Raw genomic sequence first — 24,321 nt, 5'->3', positions numbered from 1 at the left:
TCTCGCTTTCCGGCCTCGCAGGGTAGTCGTAAATATTTCTTCGTGCTGAATGCTGCAGGCGCGCTTTGGCGGGAGATGATGATTGCCTGGGATGAGCGGACAATGCGTGCCGACGGCTGAGTAATATTTTAGAGGAGACGCACCATGGAGCGCTTTACCGGCGGTTGTCTGTGCGGCAACGTTCGAATCGTGGCATTAGGACGACCGTACCGGGTCGGTCTGTGTCATTGTCTGGATTGCCGCAAGTATCACGGCGCCCTGTTTCATGCCTCCGCAGTGTTTCCTCAGGATGCGGTGACGATCGAGGGCGAAACACGCGACTACGCCGGGCGGTTTTTCTGTCCCCACTGCGGCTCGTCCGTTTTCTCGCGCAGCGCAGATGAAATCGAACTGAACTTGGGATCGCTGGATGCCCCTGACCAGCTGCAGCCGACATATGAGCTTTGGACCCTCCGGCGCGAGTCCTGGTTGCCGCCGTTTCCTCTCACGAGGCGCTATGACCGCGATCGTGACAGCACGAGTCGCTTTGAGGAATAGGTCGAGCTAACGCAACGTCACTGGGCCTGCGACTCGATCACGCGATCGGCAATTCGCAGCAGCGTACTCGTGCAGTACTCGAACGCGTCGTCGAACACCGTAATAGATAACGACAAAGAGCCGTGCTGCACGAACGCCCGCAATTCTCCCTTGCGGGGATCGAGCACCTCTCGCTCGGGGCTCGGTGTGAGATACGGTCGTAACAACTGCCGCACGCCGCGCTGGTCCATCCTTGCAGCGGTGGTGTTGATCAGGCCCGAGATAGTCACTGCGCCAGCATCCAGGTCGAAGATGAACCGCAGATCGCGGCCATCGCGCCAGGTCAGTCGATGGACCTGACGGCCGACGCGGATTTTGCCGACCGTCATCGGTCCGCGTGCATGCTGCAGCAGATCCGATTGCAACGTTGCCAATACTCGAGCCGACTGGCTGGTGCGCGCAGCCCGGATGCCGAGCTGTCCGGTGGAGACTGAAAACACCTGGCTGAAACTCCCAACACTGCTAGCGGTGTGCCTGGCGCTGCGAGCGAAGAGTCGCGCCGCGCCCTGTTCCGGTATGTTCGATAACGAGGGCTTAAAATGCAATATCAGTTGAGCATGAGATCAGTGGATCCCATAATTGCAAAAAATCAAGGCCGCTACTAACTTATTGCAAGGTCGGGACAGCGCCGGCGCGGTGGCAGTTACACCCGGGTAACTTTCAAATGCTCCAGCGGCCGGTCATAGCGCTCGCGCACCAGCTGAACATGCAGCCACTGCTCGGAGTAGGTCACGGTCGGCAACTCCAGCAGCCGCGAAATGAGCTTGTTGAAATCGCGCAACGAATTGAAGCTGAGGGTGGCGATGATGTCGTAGCGTCCTACGGTGCGCGCCATGAACTCGAGCCCCATTTCTGCACGCAGCAGTTTTGTAACATCTTGCAGATCGCCGTGCGCGTTGATGCCGATGCCAAACAGCAGGTCGTCGGTCATGTCCGAACGCTGCTTGATCGCGCCGATCTGCATCACGCCGGATTCCAGCAGTCGTTGCACACGGATGCGACAGCCGCTCAATGACAGCCCGACCCGCTCCGCGATGTCCGCATAGCTCGCCCGCCCATCCTGTTGGAGGATGGTGATGATGCTGATGTCGTACTCGTCGAAGTTATAGTTGAACGACTCCGGCTCCTCGCCCAGGAAAAAGCTGCTGAGCAATCGTTCGTACACCAGCACCTGAACGTCGGTGACGCCCTTGATCGCGCGGATCGTCGAGATCTGCTGGCGCAGCTCGGTCATGCTTGGCAAACCGGTCTCTGCGATCACCTGGAAGGCACCGGCGGCGACCGAGATGAACACCAGTGAGTCCATGCCCTCCAGTGCTTTGACGATGGGCTGAATGGAGCCGCTCACCTTGATGGAGATATGTGCGCTCACGGTCAGTCCGAGCACACGCGGGTGCGGAGCGGCGATGACACGCAATTGGCCGGACTGGAACAGCGGGTTGACGCGGCTCGCCACCTGTTCGCGGGTAATGTCGAGCTCGCGGGCGATGTCCGAAAACGAGCTGCGTCCGTGCCGCCGCAGAATGAGGATTATCTTTTTTGTGAGTTGATCCATACAGACAATCGGAGCTGCCGCGTGATCAGCGTTCGCGAAGTTGCTGGGCGCGCGCAGTTTATGCGATCACGACGGCTTCGTGTCGAATGTTGGCCGAGGGCGGCGGCCGTGCCGAATCAGCTCGGCGGCCGCGCGACGGGGATGGGCAAGGAAGGGCGCCTTACTGCACGGGTTGCGTGACTTGCTTGACCTCGAGGAATGCCTGCAGTCCCCACGGTCCAAGCTCGCGTCCCAGACCGCTGCGCTTGAAGCCTCCCCATGAGGTCTCGGGAAAGACTGCCTGCGGGCCATTGATCCAGATGTGTCCGGCCTGCAATGCCCGAGCGACGCGTCGTGCGCGTTCCGCGTCGGCAGTGACAATGGTCGCAGCGAGCCCGAAATCGGTGTCGTTCGCCAGCTCCAGCGCTTCCTGCTCCGTTGCAAACGTGCGCACGCACAGCACGGGCCCGAAGATTTCTTCGCGCCACAGCGCGCTGCTCGAAGGAACGTCGAGGAAAATCGTGGGTTCGACGAAGTAACCGGGCCGGGACAAGCGCGCGCCACCGGTGAGCAGCTGCAAGCCCTCTGCGATGCCTCGTTCAATGTAACCGCACACAGTCTGCAGCTGGTTGGCGCTCGTCAACGGTCCCATGGTCACGCCCTCTGCGAAGGCGTCTCCAACGATCGTGGCCTCGGCGACTGCCTTGAGGCGTTCGAGCACGGCTGGTGCGACATCACGGTGCACTAACAGGCGCGATGTGGCCGAGCACATCTGCCCGCAATTGAAAAATATACCGCCGGCGATCAGCTCTGCAGCCTGCTGCGGATCGGCGTCTTCGAACACCAGAATGGGAGATTTGCCGCCGAGCTCGAGCGACACGTTGGCCATACGTCGAGCGGCCGCTTGCATCACCCGCTCACCGACGCGATTGCTGCCAGTGAACGAAATCTTCGCAACGTCGGGATGATCGACGAGCGCAGCTCCCACACCAGCGCCATCGCCGCCGACGATGTTGAGCACGCCAGGCGGCAACCCGATGGTTTGAGCGATGGTTGCCAGCTCGAATTCCACGAGCGGCGTGACCTCGGAAGGCTTCAATACGACCGTGCAGCCCGCTGCGAGAGCAGGCGCGACCTTCCATGCAGTAGTTACGAATGGAAAATTCCACGGCACGATCAAACCGACCACACCCGCAGGCTCGAGATACGTCGTGGAGGAGAATTGATCCGCCTGCAGCGGCACCGATGTGCCCTGGCGAGAGTCCAATTGTTCGGCGAGCGTCGCGTAGTACTCATAGGTGGCAGCGGCGTCGCCCATGTCCATGCTCGACTCGCTCAGCGGTTTGCCGTTGTTGAGCGACGACAGCTGGCCCAGCGATTCGGCCTTGTCTCGGATCTGTTGGGCAATCGCGCGCAGATAGTTCGCGCGTTCCCTTCCGGAAGTTTTGCTCCAGCTTGCGAAAGCCTTACGTGCTGCCCGAACGGCGTTGTCGACGTCTGCTGCATTTCCCAAAGCCAGCGTGCCAATGGACTCAGCCGTCGCCGGATTGATGATGGGCATCGTGACGGCATTGGCCGATACGACCCACTCACCGCCGATGAAATGTTTGTTCAATGTGTGCTTGTTGCTCACGGTCTAATTTTCCGTGTTCATGAAGTCTGCCGACTCCATCAGCTCGATCACGAGCGGTTTCTTGGCGCGCGCGCCTCGTTGGAGCAGTTCAGAGAGATGTTCGAAACTGGTGGCGCGCTCGGCGTCACAGCCCAGCGCGCGCGAGGCTGCGAGAAAGTCCGGCGTGAAGATGTCGACGCCGATCTGCGGGATGTCGCGGCGATCCATGTAGCGCTTGATCTCGCCATAGCCGTGATTGTTCCACAGCAATACGACGATACCCGCTTCGGCCTCCACGGCAGAGGCGAGCTCGGCGAACGTGAATTGCAGACCGCCGTCTCCGATGAGCGCGACCACTGGTCGCGTCGGCGCAGCGAGCTTTGCGCCGATCGCAGCAGGCAAGCCGTAGCCGAGCGTGCCGTAACCGGTGGAGGAATTGAACCAGGAGCGCGGCTGCGTGGGCTCGTAGAGATGATTGCCCGAGTAAACAGGCTGAGTCGAGTCGCCTGCGATGAGGACATTCGGCAGCACCTCTTGCACCGTCTCGAGGGTTCGGCGCTGCCCGCGCCATGTTTCTGGCCACTGCTGTGCGAGTTCGCGACGCACCTTTGCGGCTCGCGTCGAGCCTGGGCTGTCGGCGCCGATCGATTTTGGTGCGCCGAGATGTTGCAGTAACGAGCGAATGGCCAGCTTGGCGTCGCTCAGAATGGCGAGGTCGGCGATGAAGTTGCTGTGCAGCTGGGCGGGGTCGATGTCTACTCGTATCAACGCGCCGCCGATGCGAAACTGACCGTCGAAGACCACGTCGTAGTCCGTCTCGCCGAGCTCAGTGCCGATAGCCAGCACAACGTCGGCGTCCAACACCAGCTCTCGCACGGGGACCAGGCTCTGGTTCGAGCCGACGCTGAGAGGATGATTTTTCGGCAGCACTCCCTTGGCGTTGATGGTATTCGCCACTGGCGCATCGAGCGCCTCAACCAGAGCCGTTGCTTCGGCGCTGGCATCGCAGCTGCCGCCGCCGAGCAACACCACTGGCCGCTTGGCTGTTTTCAACATCTTCGCCGCCCGAGCGATCGCGTCGGGGCAGGGCGCGGGTCGGCTCGGCGGTGCGCCCAGCTTGCGATTGACGTGCTCGGCGTTGGCGGTGATGACATCGATGGGAATCTCGATGTGCACCGGTCGCGGCCGCCCGCTGGCAAATATCGCGAACGCACGCGACAGCACGGCCGGCAACTCATCCGGTCGCATCAATGTATGGCTGAATGCGGAAGCACCCGCGATCACTTGTCGCTGCGAGGGCAGCTCGTGCAACCGGCCGCCGCCCATGCCCAGCTCCGCTACGCGGTTGACGCTCGAAATCACCAGCATGGGAATCGAGTCGGCGTAGGCCTGGCCCATGGCCGTCATGATGTTGGTCATGCCCGGGCCGGTGATGATGAAACATACGCCGGGCTTGCCGCTGGCGCGTGCGTATCCATCTGCCATGAAGCCCGCGCCTTGTTCGTGGCGCGGTGTGATGTGGCGAATCCGCGTGGCCGGCAATCCGCGGTACAACTCAACTGTATGTACGCCAGGTATTCCGAAGACGACCTCGACCCCATAACTCTCGAGCAGCTGTACCAGCAGCTCTCCACAAGTCAGCATTGATTCGTCTCCGGGATTGCTGGGCTAGCGAGTCTCATCGCTGCTCGGCAACCTGCGCGGGCGTGACGCGACCGCCCTTGTTGTTCCAGGAACTGCGGATATAACTTGCGATGAGTGCCACGTCCTCATCGCTCAACTGGTCGCCAAAGGCGTCCATCACCTTGGAGCGCTTCGACGGCAGATGCGGGACCGGCAGCTCCGGGCCATACAGAATGACGTTGATCAGCGCTGCCGGATCGCTCGCCTGCACGACCAGGCTGCCGCCAGCAAGCCGCGAGCCGATATCTTCGCCGCCCAGTCCGGTGGGCAGATGACAGGTGCCGCAGTAAACGTTGTAGAGGATGCGACCGGTCTTCAATTCGGCGGCCCCCGGCGGGCCCTGCAGCTTGCCTTCGTTTGCCGGCGAGTCTTTCAGATACACGGCCATCGCTCGCACATCGGCTTCAGGCAAGCGCCGCGTGCTGTTGAGAATGACTTCGTTCATCGGGCCAAAGGTGGTCAGGAAGGAGTTCTGACCAGTGGCGAGATACGCGGTGAGCTCATCCACCGACCAGGCGCCCACGCCGTTGCTCGCGGAAGTGATATTCGGGGTCGACCACTTGCGCAACTCGCCGCCCGGGATCTTGTCGGTGTAGGTGCCGCCAGTCAGCGCGTGCTTCTTGCTCTCGGCACCCATGAAATTGCGTGGCGAGTGGCAGGCTGAGCAGTGCGCGAGCGCGTCCACCAGATACGCGCCGCGATTCCATTCCGCCGGGCGTTCGAGATCCGGCTCGAAAGCGCCTGCATCGAAGAACAGCGCCTTCCACGCGCCCAGCAGCCAGCGCTGGTTGAAAGGAAAGGACATCTCGTTGTCCGGCGGCGTGTAGTTCACCGCCGCTACGTTTTTCAGATACGCGTACAGCTCATTCGCATCGGCGTCCGTGATCTTGGTGAACGCGGTATATGGGAATACCGGATACAGATGTTCGCCATTCGGCCGCTCTCCATGTCGCAGCGAGCGGGCGAAATCTTCGCGGGTCCATCGGCCAATGCCGGTCTGCTCATCCGGCGTGATGTTGGTCGAGTAAACCTTGCCGAAAGGAGTGTCGAACGCGAGGCCGCCGGCAAAGGGCTTGCCGCCTGGAGCGGTATGACAGGTCTCGCAGTTGCCCGCGATTGCGAGCCATTCGCCGCGCTCGAGATTGCCTTGCGCCGCTGCAGGTAGCTCTTCAGTGGAGCTCGGTGCCGGCCGGGCAGAGTTGCTGGCATGTGAGATGACGCTGGGTGCCAGCGCCAAAATCGACAGCACAGCTGCGACCGATGCTCGTCCATGCCGCGGCGCTTGATGATTCGATGCTACGGTCCGATTCACGATTGCCTCGCTCCCCCAGAGCTCGCACTGTTTATTGGTTGGCTGCGCTTGCCGACGGGCGCGTCGACGATGACGCGCCCGAAGTGGTCTACGGCACTGCGCGTCGCCCGATCGAAGGGCTGAACACCATCAGGCTCAGGATCTCGAACAACATCTGCGCGCCCGCCTGCGCGGTGTTGGTCGTGGCGTCGTATTGAGGAGCAACCTCGACGACGTCACCACCGACGACATTCAGTCCCTTGAGTCCGCGCAGCAGATGCAATGCCTCGCGCGTCGAGAGTCCGCCGATCTCCGGAGTGCCGGTACCCGGAGCAAACGTTGGATCCAAGCCATCGACGTCGAAGGTGACGTAAACCGGGCCCTCGCCGACCACTTCGCGCGCCTTGGCGATGACTGCGTCGCAGCCGATGCGATTGAATTCCTCGATGTGGATTACGGTCATGCCCGCATCCTTGGAGAACTCCCACAGATACTCGGAGGCGCCGCGGATGCCGATCTGAATCGTGCGCTTCGGGTCGAGGACACCATCCAGCACGGCATTCCGGAACGGGCCGCCATGATGAAACTTGGTGCCGTCGTACTCGCCGCCGGTGTCGCAATGTGCGTCGATATGGATCAGGCCGACGGGCTCTTGCGCGCCGACAGCACGCAGGATGGGATGAGTCACGGAATGATCGCCGCCAACCGCAAGCGGCGCGACGCCCGCGCCAACGATACGGCGGAAGAATTGCTCGATGTCCTCGTGACAACCTTCGAGCGAGAAGCGGCTGCGGAAGGGCACGTCGCCGATGTCGGCGACGCGCATTTCGCTCAGCGGCGTGCAATCGAGAATGTGATTGTAGGGTCCGATGCGTTCGATCGTGCGCAGCGCGCGCGGTCCGAAACGGGCGCCATTGCGATTGCTGACGCCGAGGTCCATGGGAACGCCGACCGCGGCGACTTGCAACTTGCGCAGCTCGCTATCGCTGATGTCCGGCATGTATTGCGCGGACATGAATGTGGGCACGCCAGCGTAGGGCGCATCGCGCGTGCCGTCGTTGCTGAAGATCTGATCTACGACGCGGCGAAACCGCGGGTCGTAAGTCGTCTTGTCGTTGTCGCCGGAATACTTGGCGCGCAATCGTTGCAGTTCGTCGCGGTCCATCTGGATACCTCAAGTGAAACTCGCGTTGCGCTCCGTGCAAGCGGCGTGTCGATACGATGTGATGCTGGTGATGAGATGCTCAGGTGGATCTCACAGCGATCGGGGACTGGCGGGACATCAGGCTTACGACGGTGTAGCTGAGCAGGCCGACGATCAGGCTGTAGAAGATCGGAGTGTTGGCGTCGATGCCATCTTTGAACATGAACAGGGCTGCGGTCGCGGCACCGAGCACCATGCTCGCGGTGGCGCCTGCCGCGGTGGCGCGCTTCCAGTAAATCGCGCCGATCAGCGGAATCAACATGCCGCCGACCAGAATGTTATAGGCGAGCGTGAGCGCGCTCAGAACATCGTCCACCACCAATGCGATGCCGAGCACGGCAATGCCGCTGGCGAGCGTGCACACACGATTCAGGCTCAGAGTCGATTCCTTGCCGCCGCGCAGTTTGGGCAACAAATCTTCGGTCAGCGTGCTCGATGCAGCGAGCAGGCCGGCGCTCGCCGTGGACATCATCGCTGCCATCGCGGCTGTGATTACCAGGCTGCGAATGCCGTCCGGCAGCGCGACTTGAATGATGGACGCGAACGCGTTGTTCGGATCTTGCAGCTCCGGCAGGAGCAGCTTCGCGCACATGCCGATCAGCGCCGCCGCGAGTCCATAGATCACGCAGTAAATGCCCGCCGCGGTGCCGGCGTACTTTGCGACGGAGGGCGAGCGCGCAGTGAACACGCGCTGCCAGATGTCCTGACCGATGAGCACGCCGAACGTATAGATCAGGAAGTAAGTGATGATCTTCTCGGTGCCCAGCGTGGCGAAGCTGAATGAGCTGGCCGGCAGTTGCGCCACCAGCTGATCCCAGCCGCCGACCTTGCTAATGCAGATCGGCAGCAGCAACAACATCAGGCCGATGGTCTTGATGATGAATTGCACGATGTCCGTGAGCGTCAGCGCCCACATGCCGCCGATCGTGGAGTAGGCCACGACCAGGCCGCCACTGAGCAGCACGGCGCTCCAGAAGGGCAGCTCGAAGAACACCTGCATCACAGTGCTGATGCCGAGCGTGGAGACCACGCCGATCATCAATGCGTAAACAAACATGATTGCGGCGCTGACCTGGCGCGTCATCGGGTTATAGCGCCGCTCGAGTACCTGCGTGACGGTGAAGATCTTCATATTCACCAGCGGGCGCGCGAGGAACAGATTCAGAAAGATGATTCCCAGACCGATGGTCGCGCACAGCCACACACCCGAGATGCCGTACACATAGCCCAAGCGCACCGTGCCGATCGTCGACGCGCCACCCAGCACTGTCGCGGCCATCGTGCCCATGTACATGCCGGGCCCGAGATTGCGGCCCGCGACCAGAAAGTCTTCCTGCGTTTTCGAGCGCCGCAGGCCGACCCAGCCGAGCAGCAGCATGCCGAGCGCATAAAGAATGAAGACCAATACGTCCAGCGCCATTACCGAATCCCCACTGCCTTGAGTGTCGCTTTATCGAATGTGTCGAAAGGATCGAGCCGTTGCCAGGTCAACTTGAGCCGGGTTTTCTGCCCCACGGCGGGGCATCGAAAACCCGTCGTGCCGCGGCTTGGTGCAAGGCATTGTGCCGCTTGCAATTTGTTACGATAGGAATAGTATACATGCATATCTGAAAAATAAATCCTATTTTTCAAGACAAATTGACGGTTGGCACCGCCAATATTTGCATTTTTGATTTCCCAAAAAATAGAGGGGTGGGGCATGCTCTCGCGCGCTTTTTATCGAGTAGGTAGCGACTCGCCGGCTCAATGCGGCCTGGCTTTCGCGGTCGCATCTGTGCTGGCTTCGGCTCTGGTCGCCGGCCCGGCACTGGCTCAGGACGCTTCGACACCGGCAGCAGAAACAGCAGCTGCGGGTTCGTCTCAGCTCGACACGGTGGTGGTCACAGGCAGCCGATTGGTACGTGATGGCTACGAGGCCCCGACACCGCTCACGGTGGTGGGCTCCGAGCAGGTTGCGCAACAAGCCACGCCCAATCTGATCGACTATCTCACGACGCTGCCCGCGTTCTCCGGCAACTACACTCCCCAGAGCAGCACGCAGAACGTCAGCGCTGGCACCGCCGGCACCAGCGCCGTGAACTTACGAAATCTCGGGACAAATCGCACGCTGGTTTTGATCGACGGTCAGCGCTCGGTGCCCTCGACGGTCACCGGTCTGGTCGACATCAACACGATTCCGGCGCAACTCATTGAGCGCGTGGAAGTAGTGACGGGCGGCGCTTCGGCGGCGTACGGCTCGGACGCGGTCAGCGGCGTGGTGAACTTCATCCTCGACAAGAAGTTTACCGGTTTCAAGAGCGAAGTCTCCGGCGGTATCACCAGCTATGGCGACAACGCCAGCTACCGAGTGGCAATGAGCATGGGCACGCCGTTCGCGGACGGTCGCGGCCACCTGCTGTTGAGCGGTCAGCAGCAGCAGCAGGAAGGCATCCTCGATGGCGATCGCCCCTGGAACACGAAGGGTTGGCAGATCATCAACAACCCGAACTACACGGCGACCAACGGCCAGCCGCGCCGCCTGCTGTTGCCACAGATCGCCCCACAGAACATGACTCCCGGCGGCATCATCACGCAGGGCCCGTTGCGGGGCACGGCGTTCGGCCAGGGCGGAGCGCCCTATCAATTCCAGTATGGCGACCTGATCTCCGGCAGCGCGATGCAGGGCGGCGCCTGGCGCTCCACCTCGCTGCACGAGATCGGCCAGTCGATCGAGCCGAAGCTCTCCGCTCAGAACCTGTTCGCGCGACTGAGCTACCAGGTCAGCGACAACGTCGAGGCCTACATCCAGTCGAACTGGTACAGCAACGACAACATCTCCCATGCCTATCCGAACGACCAGTACTTCGGCGGCATGATGGTGAGCGTCAACAATCCCTTCATGCCGGCCTCGGTCGCCGCTCGCGTGCAGGCGCTGGGCCTCACGGGCAACCTCAACATGGGCAGCTCGCTGGCGGACGTTGGCGGCGTCGTGATCGACACGGGCCGCGAAGTGCTTCGTAACGTCATCGGCTTGAACGGCGGCTTCACCGTCGGCGATGTCGATTGGAATTGGGACGCTTACTACCAGCGCGGCGAATCGCGCGCTTCCGAATCGGCGGTCAACAGCCTCAACCTCGTGCGTTACCGCGAAGCGCTCGATTCGGTGCTCGACCCGAATACCGGCGCCATCGTGTGCCGTTCGACGCTCACCACCCCGAACAACGGCTGCGTGCCTTACAACCCGTTCGGTATCGGCGTGAACTCGGCGGCGGCCATCGACTACGTCGCCGGCCAGATCTCGCATCGCAATCAGACGTTCAAGCAGGACGTGGTGGCCGCGTCGATCAGCGCCACGCCGTTCTCCAGCTGGGCAGGTCCGATCTCGATCGCGACCGGTCTGGAGCATCGTCGCGAGTCCGCCAGCGGCTGGTCGACGCCCCAGGATCTGGCTGCCGAGTTCTTCGCCGGCAACTATCGTCCGACCTTCGGCAAGTTCAACGTGACGGAAGGGTTCTTCGAAACCGCCGTGCCGCTGGCCGCCGATTTGCCGTTCGTGCGTGCGCTGGATCTCAACGCCGCGGTGCGCCTCACCGATTACAGCACTTCCGGCTTCGTGACCACGTGGAAAGCGGGTCTGACCTATTCGGTCAACGACGATGTGCGCTTCCGCTTCACGCGCTCGCGTGACATTCGCGCCCCCAACATCAACGATCTGTTCAACGCCGGCGCGCTGCAGAACAACCAGGTGAACAATCCGGTCGACGGCTTGAACTACCTGACCGAGGACGTCACCACCGGCAATCCGAACCTGAAGCCGGAAAAAGCCGATTCGACCGGCTTCGGCGTCGTGTTCCAGCCGAGCTTCGCGCCCGGCCTGAGCGCCTCGGTCGACTACTGGGAGATCGACCTCAAGGACGCGATCAACACCGTCGGCCGCCAGGCGGTGGTGGACCTGTGCTTCCAGGGCAACCAGCAGTTCTGCCAGCTGATCAACGATGGCCAGCCGCTGCGCCTGGACAACTCCGGTCCCCGCAACACGATTCGCATCACGCCGATCAACCTGGCGCAACAGCTGGTGAAGGGCCTGGATATCGAGGCTGGTTACAGCCTGCCGCTGACGACCCTCGGGTTCGACGACGGCCGCGTGTCGTTCCGCCTGATCGCGACGCATTTCATGAAGAACTATCGGAACGACACGTTCACCGTGCCGACCGACACTGCGGGTGAGAACTACGGCAACACCGGCTCGCCGGATTGGCGCTGGACCGCGGTCCTGGGCTACGACAACGTGTCGTTCAACAGCGCGCTGACGGTCCGTGGCGTGAGCGCGGGCGTGTACAGCAACACGTTGATCGAATGTACGTCCAACTGTCCGGAATCGACGATTGCCCGTCCGACCATCAACGAGAACGATCTGGCCGGCGCGATCTACCTCGACTGGGCGATGACGTACAAGATGCTGCTCGGTGCGAGTCAGGATACGCAGGTCGAGTTGTTCTTCAACGTCAAGAACATCGCGAACAAGGATCCGGTGATCGCGGTGGGCGGCCCGGGTGGCGTGCCCTTCGATACGGTATCCACCAATGCGAACGTCTACGACTCTCTCGGCCGCGTGTTCCGCGCGGGCTTCCGGGTGAAGATGTAGCAGTTTGGGCGTGCAGCGTGGAGCGACTTCGTGCGCTCCACGCTGCGCGCGTTTTCACGGACTGGGGGGACAAACAAAATGAATCTTGCTGAAAAAGCAGGCTTGCTGTGTGCGGCGATGCTGCTCTCGGCGGCCACGAACGCGGCTGCGCCCGAGGCGCCCCGCTCGATGGGTGGCGGCAACTGCGCCAAGAGCGTCTACAACTGCGCCGACACACCGAATCCACTGCCGAAAGCCGATATCGTCTGGCTCGAAGAAATGACCTGGATGGATGTGCGGGACGCGATGGCTCGCGGTTCACGCACCATCATCATCCCGACCGGCGGCGTCGAGCCGAACGGACCCTGGCTGTCCTTGGGCAAGCATAACGTCGTGTTACGTTCCACCTGCGAGGCCGTCGCTCGCAAGCTCGGCAACGCGCTGTGCGCGCCCATCATCGGGTTCGTGCCGGAGGGCGACATCGAGAAGAAGACCGGCCACATGGACACGGTCGGCACCATCAGCGTCCGGCAGCAGACTTACGAAGCCATCATCACCGATGTCGCGCAAAGCATGCAGGCGCACGGCTTCGAGCACATCGTCTTCATCAGCGACAACGGCGGCAGCAACCAGGACGGCCAGCGCCGGGTCGCCCAGCAGTTGAACGAACAATGGTCGTCCGCCCGCGCGTACTACATCCCCGAGTACTACGCGAGTTGGGAGAGTGCCGATAACCTGTTACTGAAGAAGGGCCTGACGAAGCCCGGCGTGCGCGATGGCATCCACGACGATCCCGCCAGTACCCTGCTGATGATGCAGACCGATCCGGCCACCGTTCGTTGGGAGCAGCGTGTAAAGGCGGGCAAGACGACGATCGACGGTGTTTCCATTGCCGACCGGCAGCAGGCGCTGGCCTGGGGGCGGGAGTTGCTGGAGCAACGGGCCTCGGAAACAGCGGCGGCGATCGCCAAAGCCCTGGCCGCCAGGCCGTAACCCGGTCGGGGCGCTTAAGCCTCGCCCGCAGGCCCCACCAAATGGCAAGATTTCCCTGGCCTTGCGCGCATAATGCGAGGCCAGTTGAGCGTTGATTCTCAGAAATGCGGTCCAGATGGCGCGTTTCGGAATATATGCCGGTGGTTGTGCGCTTGACTATTGCAATTTGTCTTTTTAAACCTAGTATGACTGCAATATTCGATTTGAATCGCCGCCGATTCGCCCGGTTATCCAGTTTGGCGTGAATTTCTCGGCGGGTTTGAGGTTTCGAATAGTGGCCGTCCGCGGTTTGACGGAGATTGGTGTGAGTAACGTGCCGATGTTGGGTCGAAGGTGGCGGTTCGCAGGTGCGGCAGCCGGTGCGGTTCTACTCGCAGGCTCCCTGGCCGCGTGCTCGGGTGGGTCTGGCCGTGGCCCGCAGGAGAGCGACTCGCCGGCGCGCGCTCGCCTGATGTCCGCCTCGCAATACTCGCAGACCATCGCTGATATTTTTGGCGCGGACATCAGCGCCGCGGTCCCCGCACCGCTGCCCCCGCTGCCGCGAACCGACGGTCTCCTCGCAGCAGGCGCGGCTTCTATCGGTCTCACTTCAGACCAGTTGGGACAACTGCATCAGGCGGCAACCGCGATCGCCAGCAAAGTGGTGGATGAATCCCACCGCGAGTTCCTCGTGCCCTGCAAGCCCCAGTCGCTGAAGGCCGCGGATGCGGAGTGTGCCACTGAGTTCATCAGCAGCACCGGCCGACTCTTGTACCGCAAGCCCTTGCCCGAAGCGCGAGTCAAGGAGTTGGTGGACATCGCCGGCCACACTGCCGATGACCTGAAGGACTTCTATGCGGGGCTCGGCACCGCGCTCGAGGGCATGCTCATCAGCCCCGAGATGCTGTTCGTCGTCGATGTCGCCGAGCCCGATCCGGACCACAAAGGACGCCAGCGTCTGGACGCCTATTCGCTGGCTTCCCGCTTGAGCTTCTTCCTGTGGAATTCGGCGCCCGATGACGAGTTGCTGCGGGCCGCGGAAAGCGGCGAGCTGCAAACCAAAAAAGGTCGCGAGCGGATCGTCGATGAGATGTTGAAGAGCGCTCGGCTCGAACACGGTGTGCGCGCCTTCTTCGAGGATCTGTTCGAGTTCGAGAAGTTCAACAGCCTGGCCAAGGATGCGATGGCGTATCCCGCCGTCACGGGCAGCACGCTGGCCGATGCGCGCGAGCAGACATTGCGAACCATCGTCGATCACCTCATCACGCGCAACGAGGACTATCGCGATCTCTACACCTCGCGTAAGACCTTCATGTCGATGAATCTCGCCGCGATCTACGAAGTGCCGGCGTCAGATGGCTGGGTGCCGTATGAATTTCCAGAGGGCAGCTCGCGAGCCGGGCTGCTCACGCAGGTGAGCTTCCTTGCTTCGCACGCCCATCCGGCGCGCAGTTCGCCGACGCTTCGTGGCAAGGCCCTGCGTGAGCTGGTGTTGTGCCAGAAGGTGCCGCCGCCGCCCCCGAATGTGGATTTCTCCTTGCTCGAGGATCCGGACGCGAGCCTGAAGACCGCCCGCGAGCGGCTCGCCGTGCATGCTTCCAATCCTTCCTGCGCCGGCTGTCATCTCATTACAGATCCGATGGGTCTGGCGCTGGAGAACTTCGATGGCGCGGGTCGGTTCCGCGAGACCGAGGACGGCGCTGCGCTGGACACCAGCGGCGATCTGGATGGCACCGAATTCACGAATGTCGACGGTCTCAACGAGGCGCTGCGCGACCACCCGATGTTGCCTTCTTGCATCGTCAACCGCATGTACAGCTTTGGTGTGGGCGGGCCCGTATCGATGAGCCGCGACCGGCAGATCCTCGCGTATCTGAAAGACCAGTTCATCAAGGACGGGTACAAGCTGCCCGACCTGCTGCGCGAGATCGCGCTCAGCGCTGCGTTCTCGCAGGTGCGCGAGCCGAAGGCCCCGAAACCCGACACTACATTGGCGAGCTCAGCCCCCGCTGCGGTCGAGCACGCTGACCCGCATACTCGTTGAACGGAGAACGGACCATGACCGATTTCAGCAGACGCCGCGTCCTGCGAGGCATGTTGAACGGCGCCGCCGTGAGCGTGGCGCTACCCATGCTCAATTGCTTCCTCAACGACAACGGCTCGGCGCTGGCTGACGGCCGGCCGATCCCGCAGCGTTTCGGCACCTGGTCCTGGGGGCTGGGCATGAGCGAGGCGATCTTCGTGCCGAAGAAAACCGGCGCAAACTTCGATCTGCCGCCGGAAATCGCGCCGATCAAGCCGGTTCAGCAGCACGTCAACCTGCTGACCAACTATCACGTCTTCAAGGACGCCGCGCCGAACCTGTGTCATCACACCGGCTGGGTGATCCTGCGCAGTGGCATTGCGCCGCTGACCGCGCAGAATCGTCCTGGCGAAACCATCGACGTCACCATTGCCAAGAAGATCGGTAACGAAACCCGCTTCAAGAATCTGAGCGCCAACGCCACCGGCGACGTGCGTGACAGCTTCAGCTACGAGAACGGCAACTCGGTCAACACGCCGGAGTGGTCGCCGATCCGCTTCTATCAGCGCCTGTTCGGTGAAGACTTCCAGAATCCCAACGCCTCGGAGTTCAAGCCCGACCCGCGCATCATGGCGCGCAAGAGCGTGCTGTCGGGGGTGATGGAAGAGAGCAAGTCGCTCACCAAGTCGCTGGGCGCCGAAGACCGCGCGCGCCTCGATCAGTATTTCACCGGCCTGCGCGATCTGGAGCGACGCTTCGATCTGCAGCTGCGCAAGCCCGACCCTCTGGAAGCCTGTCTGGTCCCGGGCAAGCCCGAGGATCTGCCGGCTGGCCTCGATGCGGATCTGGTCTCCAAGCGTCATCGGATCATGACCGAGCTGATGCTGATGGCGGTGGCCTGCGATCAGACGCGCGTCTTCAACATGTTCTATGCGGCCGCGTTCTCGGGCACCACCAAGCCCGGTTACGACAAGCCGCATCACACCGCCACGCACGAAGAGGCGGTCGACGAGCATGTGCACTGTCAGCCGAACGTTTCGTGGTACACGCGGCGCGCGATGGAGGAATGGGCGTATTTCGTTCAAGCGCTCGCCAACGTCAAGGAAGGCGGCGGCTCGCTGCTCGACAACGTGTTCGTGTTCGCGCTCACCGATCAATCGTTTGCCAAGACGCATGCGATCGAAGGCATTCCGATGTTCACCGCGGGCCGCGCTGGCGGTCGCGTGAAGACCGGTCTGCACATCGACGGTCGCGGTACGCCGGGTACTCGCGCGGGCTATACCGCCATGAAGTTGATGGGCGTCGATGCTGCGTCCTGGGGTAACCAGAGCAACAACACCTCCAAAGAGATTGGCGAGATCCTGGTTTGAGCCGCTGGTAACCAAGAACGTGAGCAAAGTGCAGGGGTTGGAAAGAAAAGGTTCGGCGCCCAGTGTCGGCTTGCCGCTCGCGGCAATTGCCGCGGTGTTGCTGTCGCAGACGGCAGCCAGCGCTCCGGCAAAAGCTGCAGCGCCCGGATCGGCGGCGACCAGCGCGTCGCGCGACTATCTGGAAGTGCCCATGCCGCCAGGATTCCGCGTCGAAATCTCCGAGGCGGAAGGGCCGGTGTTCGCGGATGAGAAGGGACGTACGTTATATGCCTGGCCGGCACGTCTGTTGCGTAACGGCTTCGCGGGCGAACAGAAAGGCACGCCCCGTTGTTACGACGAGGTGCTCAAAGAGACCGCGGGCCTGATGAGCCCGTATCCGGCCGGCGTGTTGTTGCCGGACCTGGACAAGCGTCCGAGTTGCACGGATCTGTGGCCGCCGGTGCTCGCAGCCGAAGGCGCCGAGAAAGTGGGCAAGTGGACCATCATCGAGCGCAAGGACGGGAAGAAACAGTGGGCCTACGACGAAGAGCCGCTCTACACCTCCGTGCTGGATAAGCAGCCGGGAGATGTATTGGGAGGCACGTCGCGTCGTAGTCGAGGTGATGGGCCCGTGATCCGGGTGCCGGTGTCGCCGCCACCGCTTGCTCCTCCGGGCTTCGCAGTCACGACTACGGTCAACGGCCGGCTGCTGTCCACCGATCGCAACTACTCGGTCTACACGCCTGAGAACGGGAATACCTGCGATGCTGCGTGTCTGCAGCGTTGGAAGCCAGTGTTGGCGCCCGCAACGGCAAAGCCGCACGATGAATGGACGATGGTGACGCCGTCGCCCGGCGTTCGGCAGTGGGCTTTCAGAAACCAGCCGCTATATACCCTCGAAGGGGAGACGCAGCTGTGGAGTCTCCAGGGCAGCGATGAGCGCGGCTGGCGCAATGTCTACGTGCAGACCGTGCAGCCACGCCCGTCGTCTTTCACCGTTCAGGACACGCTGGCCGGCCAGGTGCTCGCCGACAGTCGAGGCATGACGATCTATACATACGTCTGCGGCGACGACTCGTTGCAGCAGCTCAGTTGCGAGCATCCGAGCGATACACAGGTTTATCGGCTCGCCGTGTGCGGGGCAGGTAACGTCGAGCAGTGTCTGCGCAACTGGCCGTACGTCAAGGCAGAGCCCGGTGCGAAGAGTGACAGTCGCTTGTGGTCGGTGATGACGATCGATCCGTCGACAGGACACCTCGCAAAAGCTGGACAGAGCGGTGCCATCGACGTTTGGGCCTACCGCGACCGACCTGTCTACACCTATATCGGCGACGTGCAGCCCGGCGACGTGAACGGCGCAGGCACGGGCGAGTGGCGCGGTCAACGCAACGGTCTGAAAGCCTTCTGGGTCCGTGACGATTATTTCGGCGGCACTCTCTGACGTTCATTCCTTCGGGATTAGATATATGTGCAACGTGAGTCGCTCCTTCCGTCCTGGATTGTCCGCCGCACTGGCGACGACCGCCTTGCTGGTGGGCACGAGCGCATCGGCGAACGATGCGATCTCTGCGCCGCCGCCGCCGGGCGGAACGGTCGGCTATGCGCTCACGGATTTGTTCTGGTCGGTGTATCAGACGCCGAACGGCAAAGAGGAATGTCCGAAGGGCTTCAACGATGGCCCGCGCGAGCAGTACGCCAAGCTGTATCCGAATGGGCGCAAAGTGAACGTGGTCGAGAGTCAGCTCAAGCTCGAAGGGCAGACCTGGTGGCCCGCCCCGGGCCCCGACTTGTCCGAGTTCCACGCCGTGCAGGGCAAGTACTCCTACGGCCTGAATCTGGATGGCAAAGTCGGTCCGAACGACTTCACGCATCCCGATGGCACACCGGGCATCGACAACGGCGTCTATCGCGCCGTCGGTTGCATCATCGGCTTCCGCGGGCCCGATGGCGTGGAAGTGATCTTCCAGAACAAAGCGATCACCTCGGACACGTTCAACCGCACGATCATCGAGCTCAACGGTGTCGACAGCTGGGTGAAGGATGACGACGTCACTGTGACGATCTTCCGCGGTCGCGACCGATTGCTGACCGATGCCACAGGTAACAAAGTGCTGCCCGGCGGCACTCAGCGCATCGATACGCGCTGGGGCAAGAAGCTCATTCAGCAGGTGAAGGGCAAGATCGAAAACGGCGTGCTGACGACCGAGCCCACCCAGCAAATGATCATTCCCTGGCAGAACCTGAGTGTGCCGTCGTTCCAGTTGATCCGTGACATGCGGCTGGTGCTCAAAGTTTCGCCGACCCACGCACAGGGGCTGCTGGCCGGCTATGCCGACATCGACACCTGGTATCGCCAGCTCATTCGCAACGACTCGACGCATCACTTGAGCAACGGGCAGATCTCGGGCATCTCGTTGTACAAGGCATTGCGCCGGTTTGCGGATGCTCATCCGGATCCAAAGACCGGCGAGAACACTGCGATCTCAACCGCGCTGGACGCCAAGTTCACGCAAGTGTTCATTCAACACCCGCAAGGCGAGGCCGCCAAGGCGGAGCTCATCAGCTCGCTCAAATCGCAACAGCCCGCGCAAGTCGCCACGGCTGAGTCGCGGCAACAACGCCAATAGTCAATTCGATTCTCGGCTCGTGCACGGTGCGGAGCTGACTCCGCGCCTGCGGTGCCGTGCGCCCTACAAACCTTGAATTTCCCTTTCAGCAGTTTTCGGAAGCTCCACATCATGACCAACTCTCTTTCCAATTCCGCATTGCTCGCTCGACGTGAGGCCGCCGTGGCCCGAGGCGTCGCCACTGCCACGCCGAACTTTGCGGCCACTGCCACAAATTCCGCGATCACGGACGTCGACGGCCGTCAGTTCATCGATTTCGCCAGCGGCATCGGCGTGCTCGCGACCGGTCATCGGCATCCTCGCGTCATCGCGGCTGTTCACAATCAGCTCGACCTGTTCACGCACACGGCGTTTCAGGTGATGGCGTACGAGTCGTACGTCCAGCTCGCCGAACGCTTGAATGCCATTGCTCCGTTCAAGGGCCCGGCGAAGAGCGTGTTCTTCACGACCGGCGCCGAGGCGGTCGAAAACGCAGTGAAGATCGCGCGCATCGCGACCGGTCGTTCGGCGGTGATTGCGTTCACCGGCGCCTTCCACGGGCGCACGCTGATGACGGCATCGCTCACCGGCAAGATCGTTCCGTACAAGCAGGGCGCCGGCGCTTCGGCGGCCGAGATCTACCGCCTGCCGTTCCCGATCGAACATCGCGGCATCACCCTCGAAGATACCAAGCGCGCATTGGCTTCTTTGTTCTACGGCGATGTCGAGCCCAAGCGCGTCGCGGCCATCATCATCGAGCCGGTGCAGGGCGAAGGCGGATTCCACGTGGCTTCGCCGCAGCTGATGCAGGCGCTGCGTGAGCTTTGCGACACCCATGGCATCCTGCTGATCGCCGACGAGATCCAGTCCGGCTTTGGCCGCACCGGTCGCATGTTCGCGGTCGAGCACAGCGGCGTGCAGCCTGATCTGGTGACCGTCGCCAAATCGCTGGCGGGGGGGTTCCCGCTGTCCGGCGTGATCGGGCGCGCGGCAATCATGGACTCGGTGGAGCCGGGCGGTTTGGGCGGCACCTACGGCGGCTCGCCGATCGGTTGCGCCGCTGCGCTGGCCGTGATGGATGTCATCGAACAGGAAGGCCTGCTCGAACGCGCCAACAAGATCGGTCAGATCATTCGCTCGAGCGTGGAATCGAGGCTCGCCGCGAACGACGGCGCCCCCATCGCCAATCTCCGCGGTCTCGGTGCAATGCTGGCCTTCGATGTGCTGAAGGCGCGCGACAGCAAGGAGCCGGATGGCGCACGCGCCAAACGAATTGCCGGCCTCGCGCTCGAGCGCGGATTGATCGTGCTTACGTGCGGAACGTTTGGCGAGACGCTGCGCATTCTGGTGCCGCTGACCATCGACGACGCAGATCTGAAGCGCGGCCTGTCAATCCTGTCCGAAGCCATCGCGGCGGCGTGAGGCGACCATGACCATCCAGGTTTCCAGCGAGGAGCGCGATCGCCTTGCATTGGCTTGTCCTGAGCTGTTGCGTGAGGCGGCGTATATCGATGGCGAATGGCTGACGTCCTCGAAGGCCATCGCTGTCGTCAATCCCGCGAGCGGGCGAACGCTCGGCTCAGTGCCCGCATTGGGCGCGGTCGAGACGAAGCGGGCGGTGGCTGCCGCCCATGAAGCGTTCAAGGGATGGCGCGCTCGCGGTGCAAGCGAGCGTGCGGCCATCCTGCGGCGCTGGTACGAGCTGATCATTCAACATCGCGAGGATCTGGCGCGATTGATGACGGCCGAGCAGGGCAAGCCGCTGGCGGAAGCTCGCGGCGAGATTTCATATGCCGCTTCCTTCATCGAGTGGTTTGCGGAAGAGGCGAGACGGATCTACGGAGACATCATCCCCGGACACTTGCCGGACAAGCGCCTGCTCGTGCTCAAACAACCGGTCGGCGTCGTGGCTGCTATCACGCCCTGGAATTTTCCGGCCGCGATGATTACGCGTAAGGTCGGGCCGGCACTTGCTGCCGGCTGCACCGTCGTGCTCAAGCCTTCGGAGCTGACGCCGTTCTCCGCATTGGCGCTCGCGCAGCTGAGTCACGAGGCCGGTGTGCCGCGTGGCGTTTTCAATATCGTCACGGGTGAGCCGCAGCCGATCGGCGATGTGCTCACCACCGATCCGCGGGTGAAGAAGTTCACCTTCACTGGCTCGACCAACGTGGGCAAGATGCTCGCTGCGCGCTGCATGGAGACGGTCAAGCGCGTCTCGCTGGAGCTGGGCGGCAATGCGCCGTTCATCGTGTTCGACGATGCCGATCTGGATGCGGCGGTCGAAGGCGCCGTGGCGTCGAAGTTCCGCAACACCGGTCAGACTTGTGTCTGCGCCAATCGCTTTCTGGTTCAAAGCGGTGTCATCGATGAGTTCGCTCAGCGGCTGGCGCGGCGCGTGGGCTCGCTCGTCGTCGGCGATGGCCTGGACGGAGTGACGCATCAGGGGCCGTTGATCAACGCAGCGGCGGTGGCAAAGGTGCAGCGTCACGTCGACGATGCAACCCGTCTCGGCGGCGAGGTGCTCGCGGGCGGACAGCGCATCGGTGCAAATTTCTTTCAGCCTACCGTCATCAAGAACGCGACGCGCGACATGCAATTCTTCTCGGAAGAAACCTTCGGGCCTCTGGCGGGGCTGGTTCGTTTCGAACGCGAGCAGGAAGCCATCGAAATGGCGAATGACACCAGTGCGGGCCTGGCAGCCTATCTCTACACCCGGGACGTGAGCCGTTCCTGGAGAGTCGCTGAGGCGCTGGACTACGGCATGGTGGGTCACAACACCGGTCTGATTTCGACGGCGGTCGCGCCTTTCGGCGGCGTCAAGGAATCGGGCTTGGGGCGCGAGGGCTCGTTCTACGGCATCCAGGATTATCTGGATACGAAGTTCATGTGCACGGAGGTTGCGCCCGAGTAGCTGCCCTGGCTCGCAGATCTCATCGTATCAACGCAGGGACCGCTTTGAGATAGATGAGTTCTGCGACCAGCTCGATCAAGGTTTGTGCGATGACGGTGGCGGCGGCCAGCGTCCTCAGCTCGGGCGGTAGCGCCAAGGCGAGAGGCAACACGACCAGTGAGTTCCGTGTTGCCGAGCTGAACGCGACCGCTCGGGCGGCGGCTGTGGGCAGGCGAAACGTGCGCGCAGCCAGAGCGCCGACTACAGGCGCGAGCACGACGAAGCCCGCGTAGACGGGAAGCAGCGCCATCAGCGTCGTTGCGTCTTGCAAGATGCCGGCGATTTGAGAAGCAATGACGAAGACCAGCACGGCGGCCATCGCTGGCACCGGCATCCACAGCCATCCGTCACGCCACGAGCGCACAGCACTCGAGCGCGCCGTTCAGCGCTTTTTCCGTTTTGCGACCGCGAGAAGCAGCGGCACTGCGATTGAGAAAGTTACGAAATTGCCTCGATGAAGGGAGTAAAGGGGATCGATAAGGCTTCATCGCCACTGAGCATGAGCGATAGATAGACGGGCAGCAGCGCAAACTGGAGTAACAGCAGGATCGGCGTGGCCGACAGGGTCAGCCGCGCATCGCCCTTGCCCAGATGGGTGAAGACAACCACGTAGTCGATGCAAGGGGTCAGCAGCACCAGTAATGCGCCGATCAGAAGCGCTTTGTGATCTGTAAGCGGCAGTGTCAGCACCCACACCAGCATCGGTATCAGAACGAAGTTCGCCAGCAACAGCGCACCGATGAAGCGCCGGTTGCCCAATGCGTCACGCAGACTCAGAAATGGAATCTGCAGAAACATTGCGTACATGAGCACCGCAATCGCGGGCGTCACCAGCGCGTCGAGGCCCGATGTCGACGCCGGGGCGGCGAGTCCGGCAGTTGCCGCGAGGGCCGCCGACGCAAAGTAGATCGCGATCTGATTTCGCTCCAGCCACTCTCGCGTCACGTGCAAGACGCTCCGCGATACCCATTCGGACGGCTGCCCACGTAATTGACCTCGATACTCATGTGCACCAACTCTTCGTGCACACGCAGTTGCTGCTTGAAGTCTTCCGGCTCTGCTCGGACCGAAGTGAGCACGCTTACGATGCAGGCGTACTGGCCTTTGCCGACCCGCCAGACATGCAGGTCGCTGATCTCGGCAGCAATCGGGCCTTGCTCGATCGCCTCTCGAATCTCATGCGCCACAGGAACATCCAGTTCTGCATCGAGCAGGACTCGTCCGGCATCCCGTAACAACCCGATGGCCCATACGGCAACGAGCACAGCACCCACGATGCCCATGGTCGGATCGAGCCAGTCGGCTCCCCAGAATTTGCCGCCGGTCAACGCAACGATGGCCAGGACCGAAGTGGCTGCATCGGCGAGGACGTGCAAATAGGCGGAGCGCAAATTCAGGTCATGATGATGCGCATGCCCATGCTCGTTGTGACGATGGTGATGCCCTTCAACCTGGAGCAGTCCGGCACATACGGCATTCACGATCAGGCCGACGATTGCGATGCCGATCGCCTCGTCATACTGGATCGGTCGCGGTGCCGCCATGCGTTCGACCGATTGAAATAGCATCAGCGCAGCGACGCCCAACAGCAGCACCGCGCTGGTATAGCCGCCGAGCACCTCAACCTTCCAGGTGCCGAAGTTGAAGCGACGATCTGCGGAAAAGCGCCGTGCCACGGAGTAGGCGAGCAGCGAAACTCCCAGCGCCAGCGCATGCGAGCTCATATGCCAGCCATCGGCCAGCAGCGCCATCGAGTTCAACAGCCAGCCGCCGAAGATTTCCACGATCATCATGGTGGCGGTGAGCCAGACGACCAGCCGCGTGCGGCGCTCGGCGCGCACGTCGTGCTCGTCGAAAGTGTGGGTATGTACGAAATCAGCGATTGAGCTCACGACGACTGCCCGCCCGAGACTGGGAC

General features: G+C 62.2%; 17 protein-coding genes and 1 pseudogene. 9 read left to right on the top strand and 9 right to left on the bottom strand.

Going from position 1 to position 24,321, the window contains the following annotated elements:
- The first annotated feature begins 144 nt into the window (after positions 1-144).
- Complete coding sequence (locus D0550_RS36775; protein ID WP_116807933.1) at positions 145-537, top strand: GFA family protein; 393 nt, start codon at positions 145-147, stop codon at positions 535-537.
- Between the two features lie 17 nt (positions 538-554).
- Here D0550_RS36775 and D0550_RS04580 read toward each other — a convergent pair whose 3' ends face one another.
- The 7 genes from D0550_RS04580 to D0550_RS04550 form a co-directional block, all read right to left on the bottom strand.
- Complete coding sequence (locus D0550_RS04580; protein WP_116807932.1) at positions 555-1,016, bottom strand: hypothetical protein; 462 nt, start codon at positions 1,014-1,016, stop codon at positions 555-557.
- A gap of 203 nt (positions 1,017-1,219) precedes the next feature.
- On the bottom strand, positions 1,220-2,131 hold the full coding sequence (locus D0550_RS04575) for an Lrp/AsnC family transcriptional regulator (RefSeq protein ID WP_116807931.1): 912 nt from the start codon (positions 2,129-2,131) through the stop codon (positions 1,220-1,222).
- A gap of 160 nt (positions 2,132-2,291) precedes the next feature.
- Complete coding sequence (locus D0550_RS04570; protein ID WP_206606092.1) at positions 2,292-3,743, bottom strand: aldehyde dehydrogenase family protein; 1,452 nt, start codon at positions 3,741-3,743, stop codon at positions 2,292-2,294.
- 3 nt (positions 3,744-3,746) lie between these two features.
- Positions 3,747-5,366, bottom strand: coding sequence for a 5-guanidino-2-oxopentanoate decarboxylase (locus D0550_RS04565; protein ID WP_116807930.1), 1,620 nt, complete (start codon positions 5,364-5,366; stop codon positions 3,747-3,749).
- Positions 5,367-5,400: 34 nt separating this feature from the next.
- Positions 5,401-6,717 carry a c-type cytochrome gene (locus D0550_RS04560; protein ID WP_206606091.1) on the bottom strand — a complete coding sequence of 439 codons (1,317 nt, stop codon included), beginning with the start codon at positions 6,715-6,717 and terminating at the stop codon, positions 5,401-5,403.
- Between the two features lie 88 nt (positions 6,718-6,805).
- Positions 6,806-7,867, bottom strand: a complete 1,062-nt coding sequence (gene speB / locus D0550_RS04555) for an agmatinase (RefSeq protein WP_414717264.1) — start codon at positions 7,865-7,867, stop codon at positions 6,806-6,808.
- A 73-nt stretch (positions 7,868-7,940) separates the two neighbouring features.
- Positions 7,941-9,320 (bottom strand): sodium:solute symporter family protein, encoded by a 1,380-nt coding sequence (locus D0550_RS04550; RefSeq protein WP_116807928.1) that lies wholly within the window; start codon positions 9,318-9,320, stop codon positions 7,941-7,943.
- 279 nt (positions 9,321-9,599) lie between these two features.
- Between D0550_RS04550 and D0550_RS04545 the strand changes: the two genes are divergently transcribed.
- The 8 genes from D0550_RS04545 to D0550_RS04510 all read left to right on the top strand — a co-directional run bounded on the left by D0550_RS04545 (position 9,600) and on the right by D0550_RS04510 (position 22,364).
- Positions 9,600-12,524, top strand: coding sequence for a TonB-dependent receptor plug domain-containing protein (locus D0550_RS04545; protein ID WP_116807927.1), 2,925 nt, complete (start codon positions 9,600-9,602; stop codon positions 12,522-12,524).
- 78 nt (positions 12,525-12,602) lie between these two features.
- On the top strand, positions 12,603-13,496 hold the full coding sequence (locus D0550_RS04540; RefSeq protein WP_116807926.1) for a creatininase family protein: 894 nt from the start codon (positions 12,603-12,605) through the stop codon (positions 13,494-13,496).
- A gap of 451 nt (positions 13,497-13,947) precedes the next feature.
- Positions 13,948-15,519, top strand: coding sequence for a DUF1592 domain-containing protein (locus D0550_RS04535; RefSeq protein WP_206606090.1), 1,572 nt, complete (start codon positions 13,948-13,950; stop codon positions 15,517-15,519).
- A gap of 14 nt (positions 15,520-15,533) precedes the next feature.
- Positions 15,534-16,868 carry a DUF1552 domain-containing protein gene (locus tag D0550_RS04530; protein ID WP_116807925.1) on the top strand — a complete coding sequence of 445 codons (1,335 nt, stop codon included), beginning with the start codon at positions 15,534-15,536 and terminating at the stop codon, positions 16,866-16,868.
- Positions 16,869-16,887: 19 nt separating this feature from the next.
- Entirely contained in the window at positions 16,888-18,288 is a 1,401-nt protein-coding gene (locus tag D0550_RS04525; RefSeq protein ID WP_206606089.1) for a COG4315 family predicted lipoprotein, read from the top strand.
- 25 nt (positions 18,289-18,313) lie between these two features.
- The gene (locus D0550_RS04520; RefSeq protein ID WP_116807923.1) at positions 18,314-19,474 is read left to right on the top strand and encodes a hypothetical protein; all 1,161 of its coding nucleotides are present in this window, start codon (positions 18,314-18,316) and stop codon (positions 19,472-19,474) included.
- A gap of 111 nt (positions 19,475-19,585) precedes the next feature.
- On the top strand, positions 19,586-20,875 hold the full coding sequence (gabT, locus tag D0550_RS04515) for a 4-aminobutyrate--2-oxoglutarate transaminase (protein WP_116807922.1): 1,290 nt from the start codon (positions 19,586-19,588) through the stop codon (positions 20,873-20,875).
- Between the two features lie 7 nt (positions 20,876-20,882).
- Positions 20,883-22,364 (top strand): NAD-dependent succinate-semialdehyde dehydrogenase, encoded by a 1,482-nt coding sequence (locus tag D0550_RS04510; protein WP_116807921.1) that lies wholly within the window; start codon positions 20,883-20,885, stop codon positions 22,362-22,364.
- 19 nt (positions 22,365-22,383) lie between these two features.
- Here the strand turns inward: D0550_RS04510 and D0550_RS36770 are convergent.
- Both D0550_RS36770 and dmeF read right to left on the bottom strand, forming a co-directional pair.
- A pseudogene (locus tag D0550_RS36770) lies at positions 22,384-23,348 on the bottom strand (arsenic resistance protein).
- Positions 23,345-24,295: a CDF family Co(II)/Ni(II) efflux transporter DmeF gene (dmeF, locus tag D0550_RS04500; protein WP_116807920.1), complete on the bottom strand. Its 951-nt coding sequence runs from the start codon at positions 24,293-24,295 to the stop codon at positions 23,345-23,347. Before dmeF ends, D0550_RS36770 begins: the two are co-directional and overlap by 4 nt.
- Positions 24,296-24,321: the final 26 nt, after the last annotated feature.

The sequence above is a fragment of the Steroidobacter cummioxidans genome, assembly GCF_003104955.1.
This window is presented reverse-complemented; position numbering and strand designations above follow the sequence as displayed.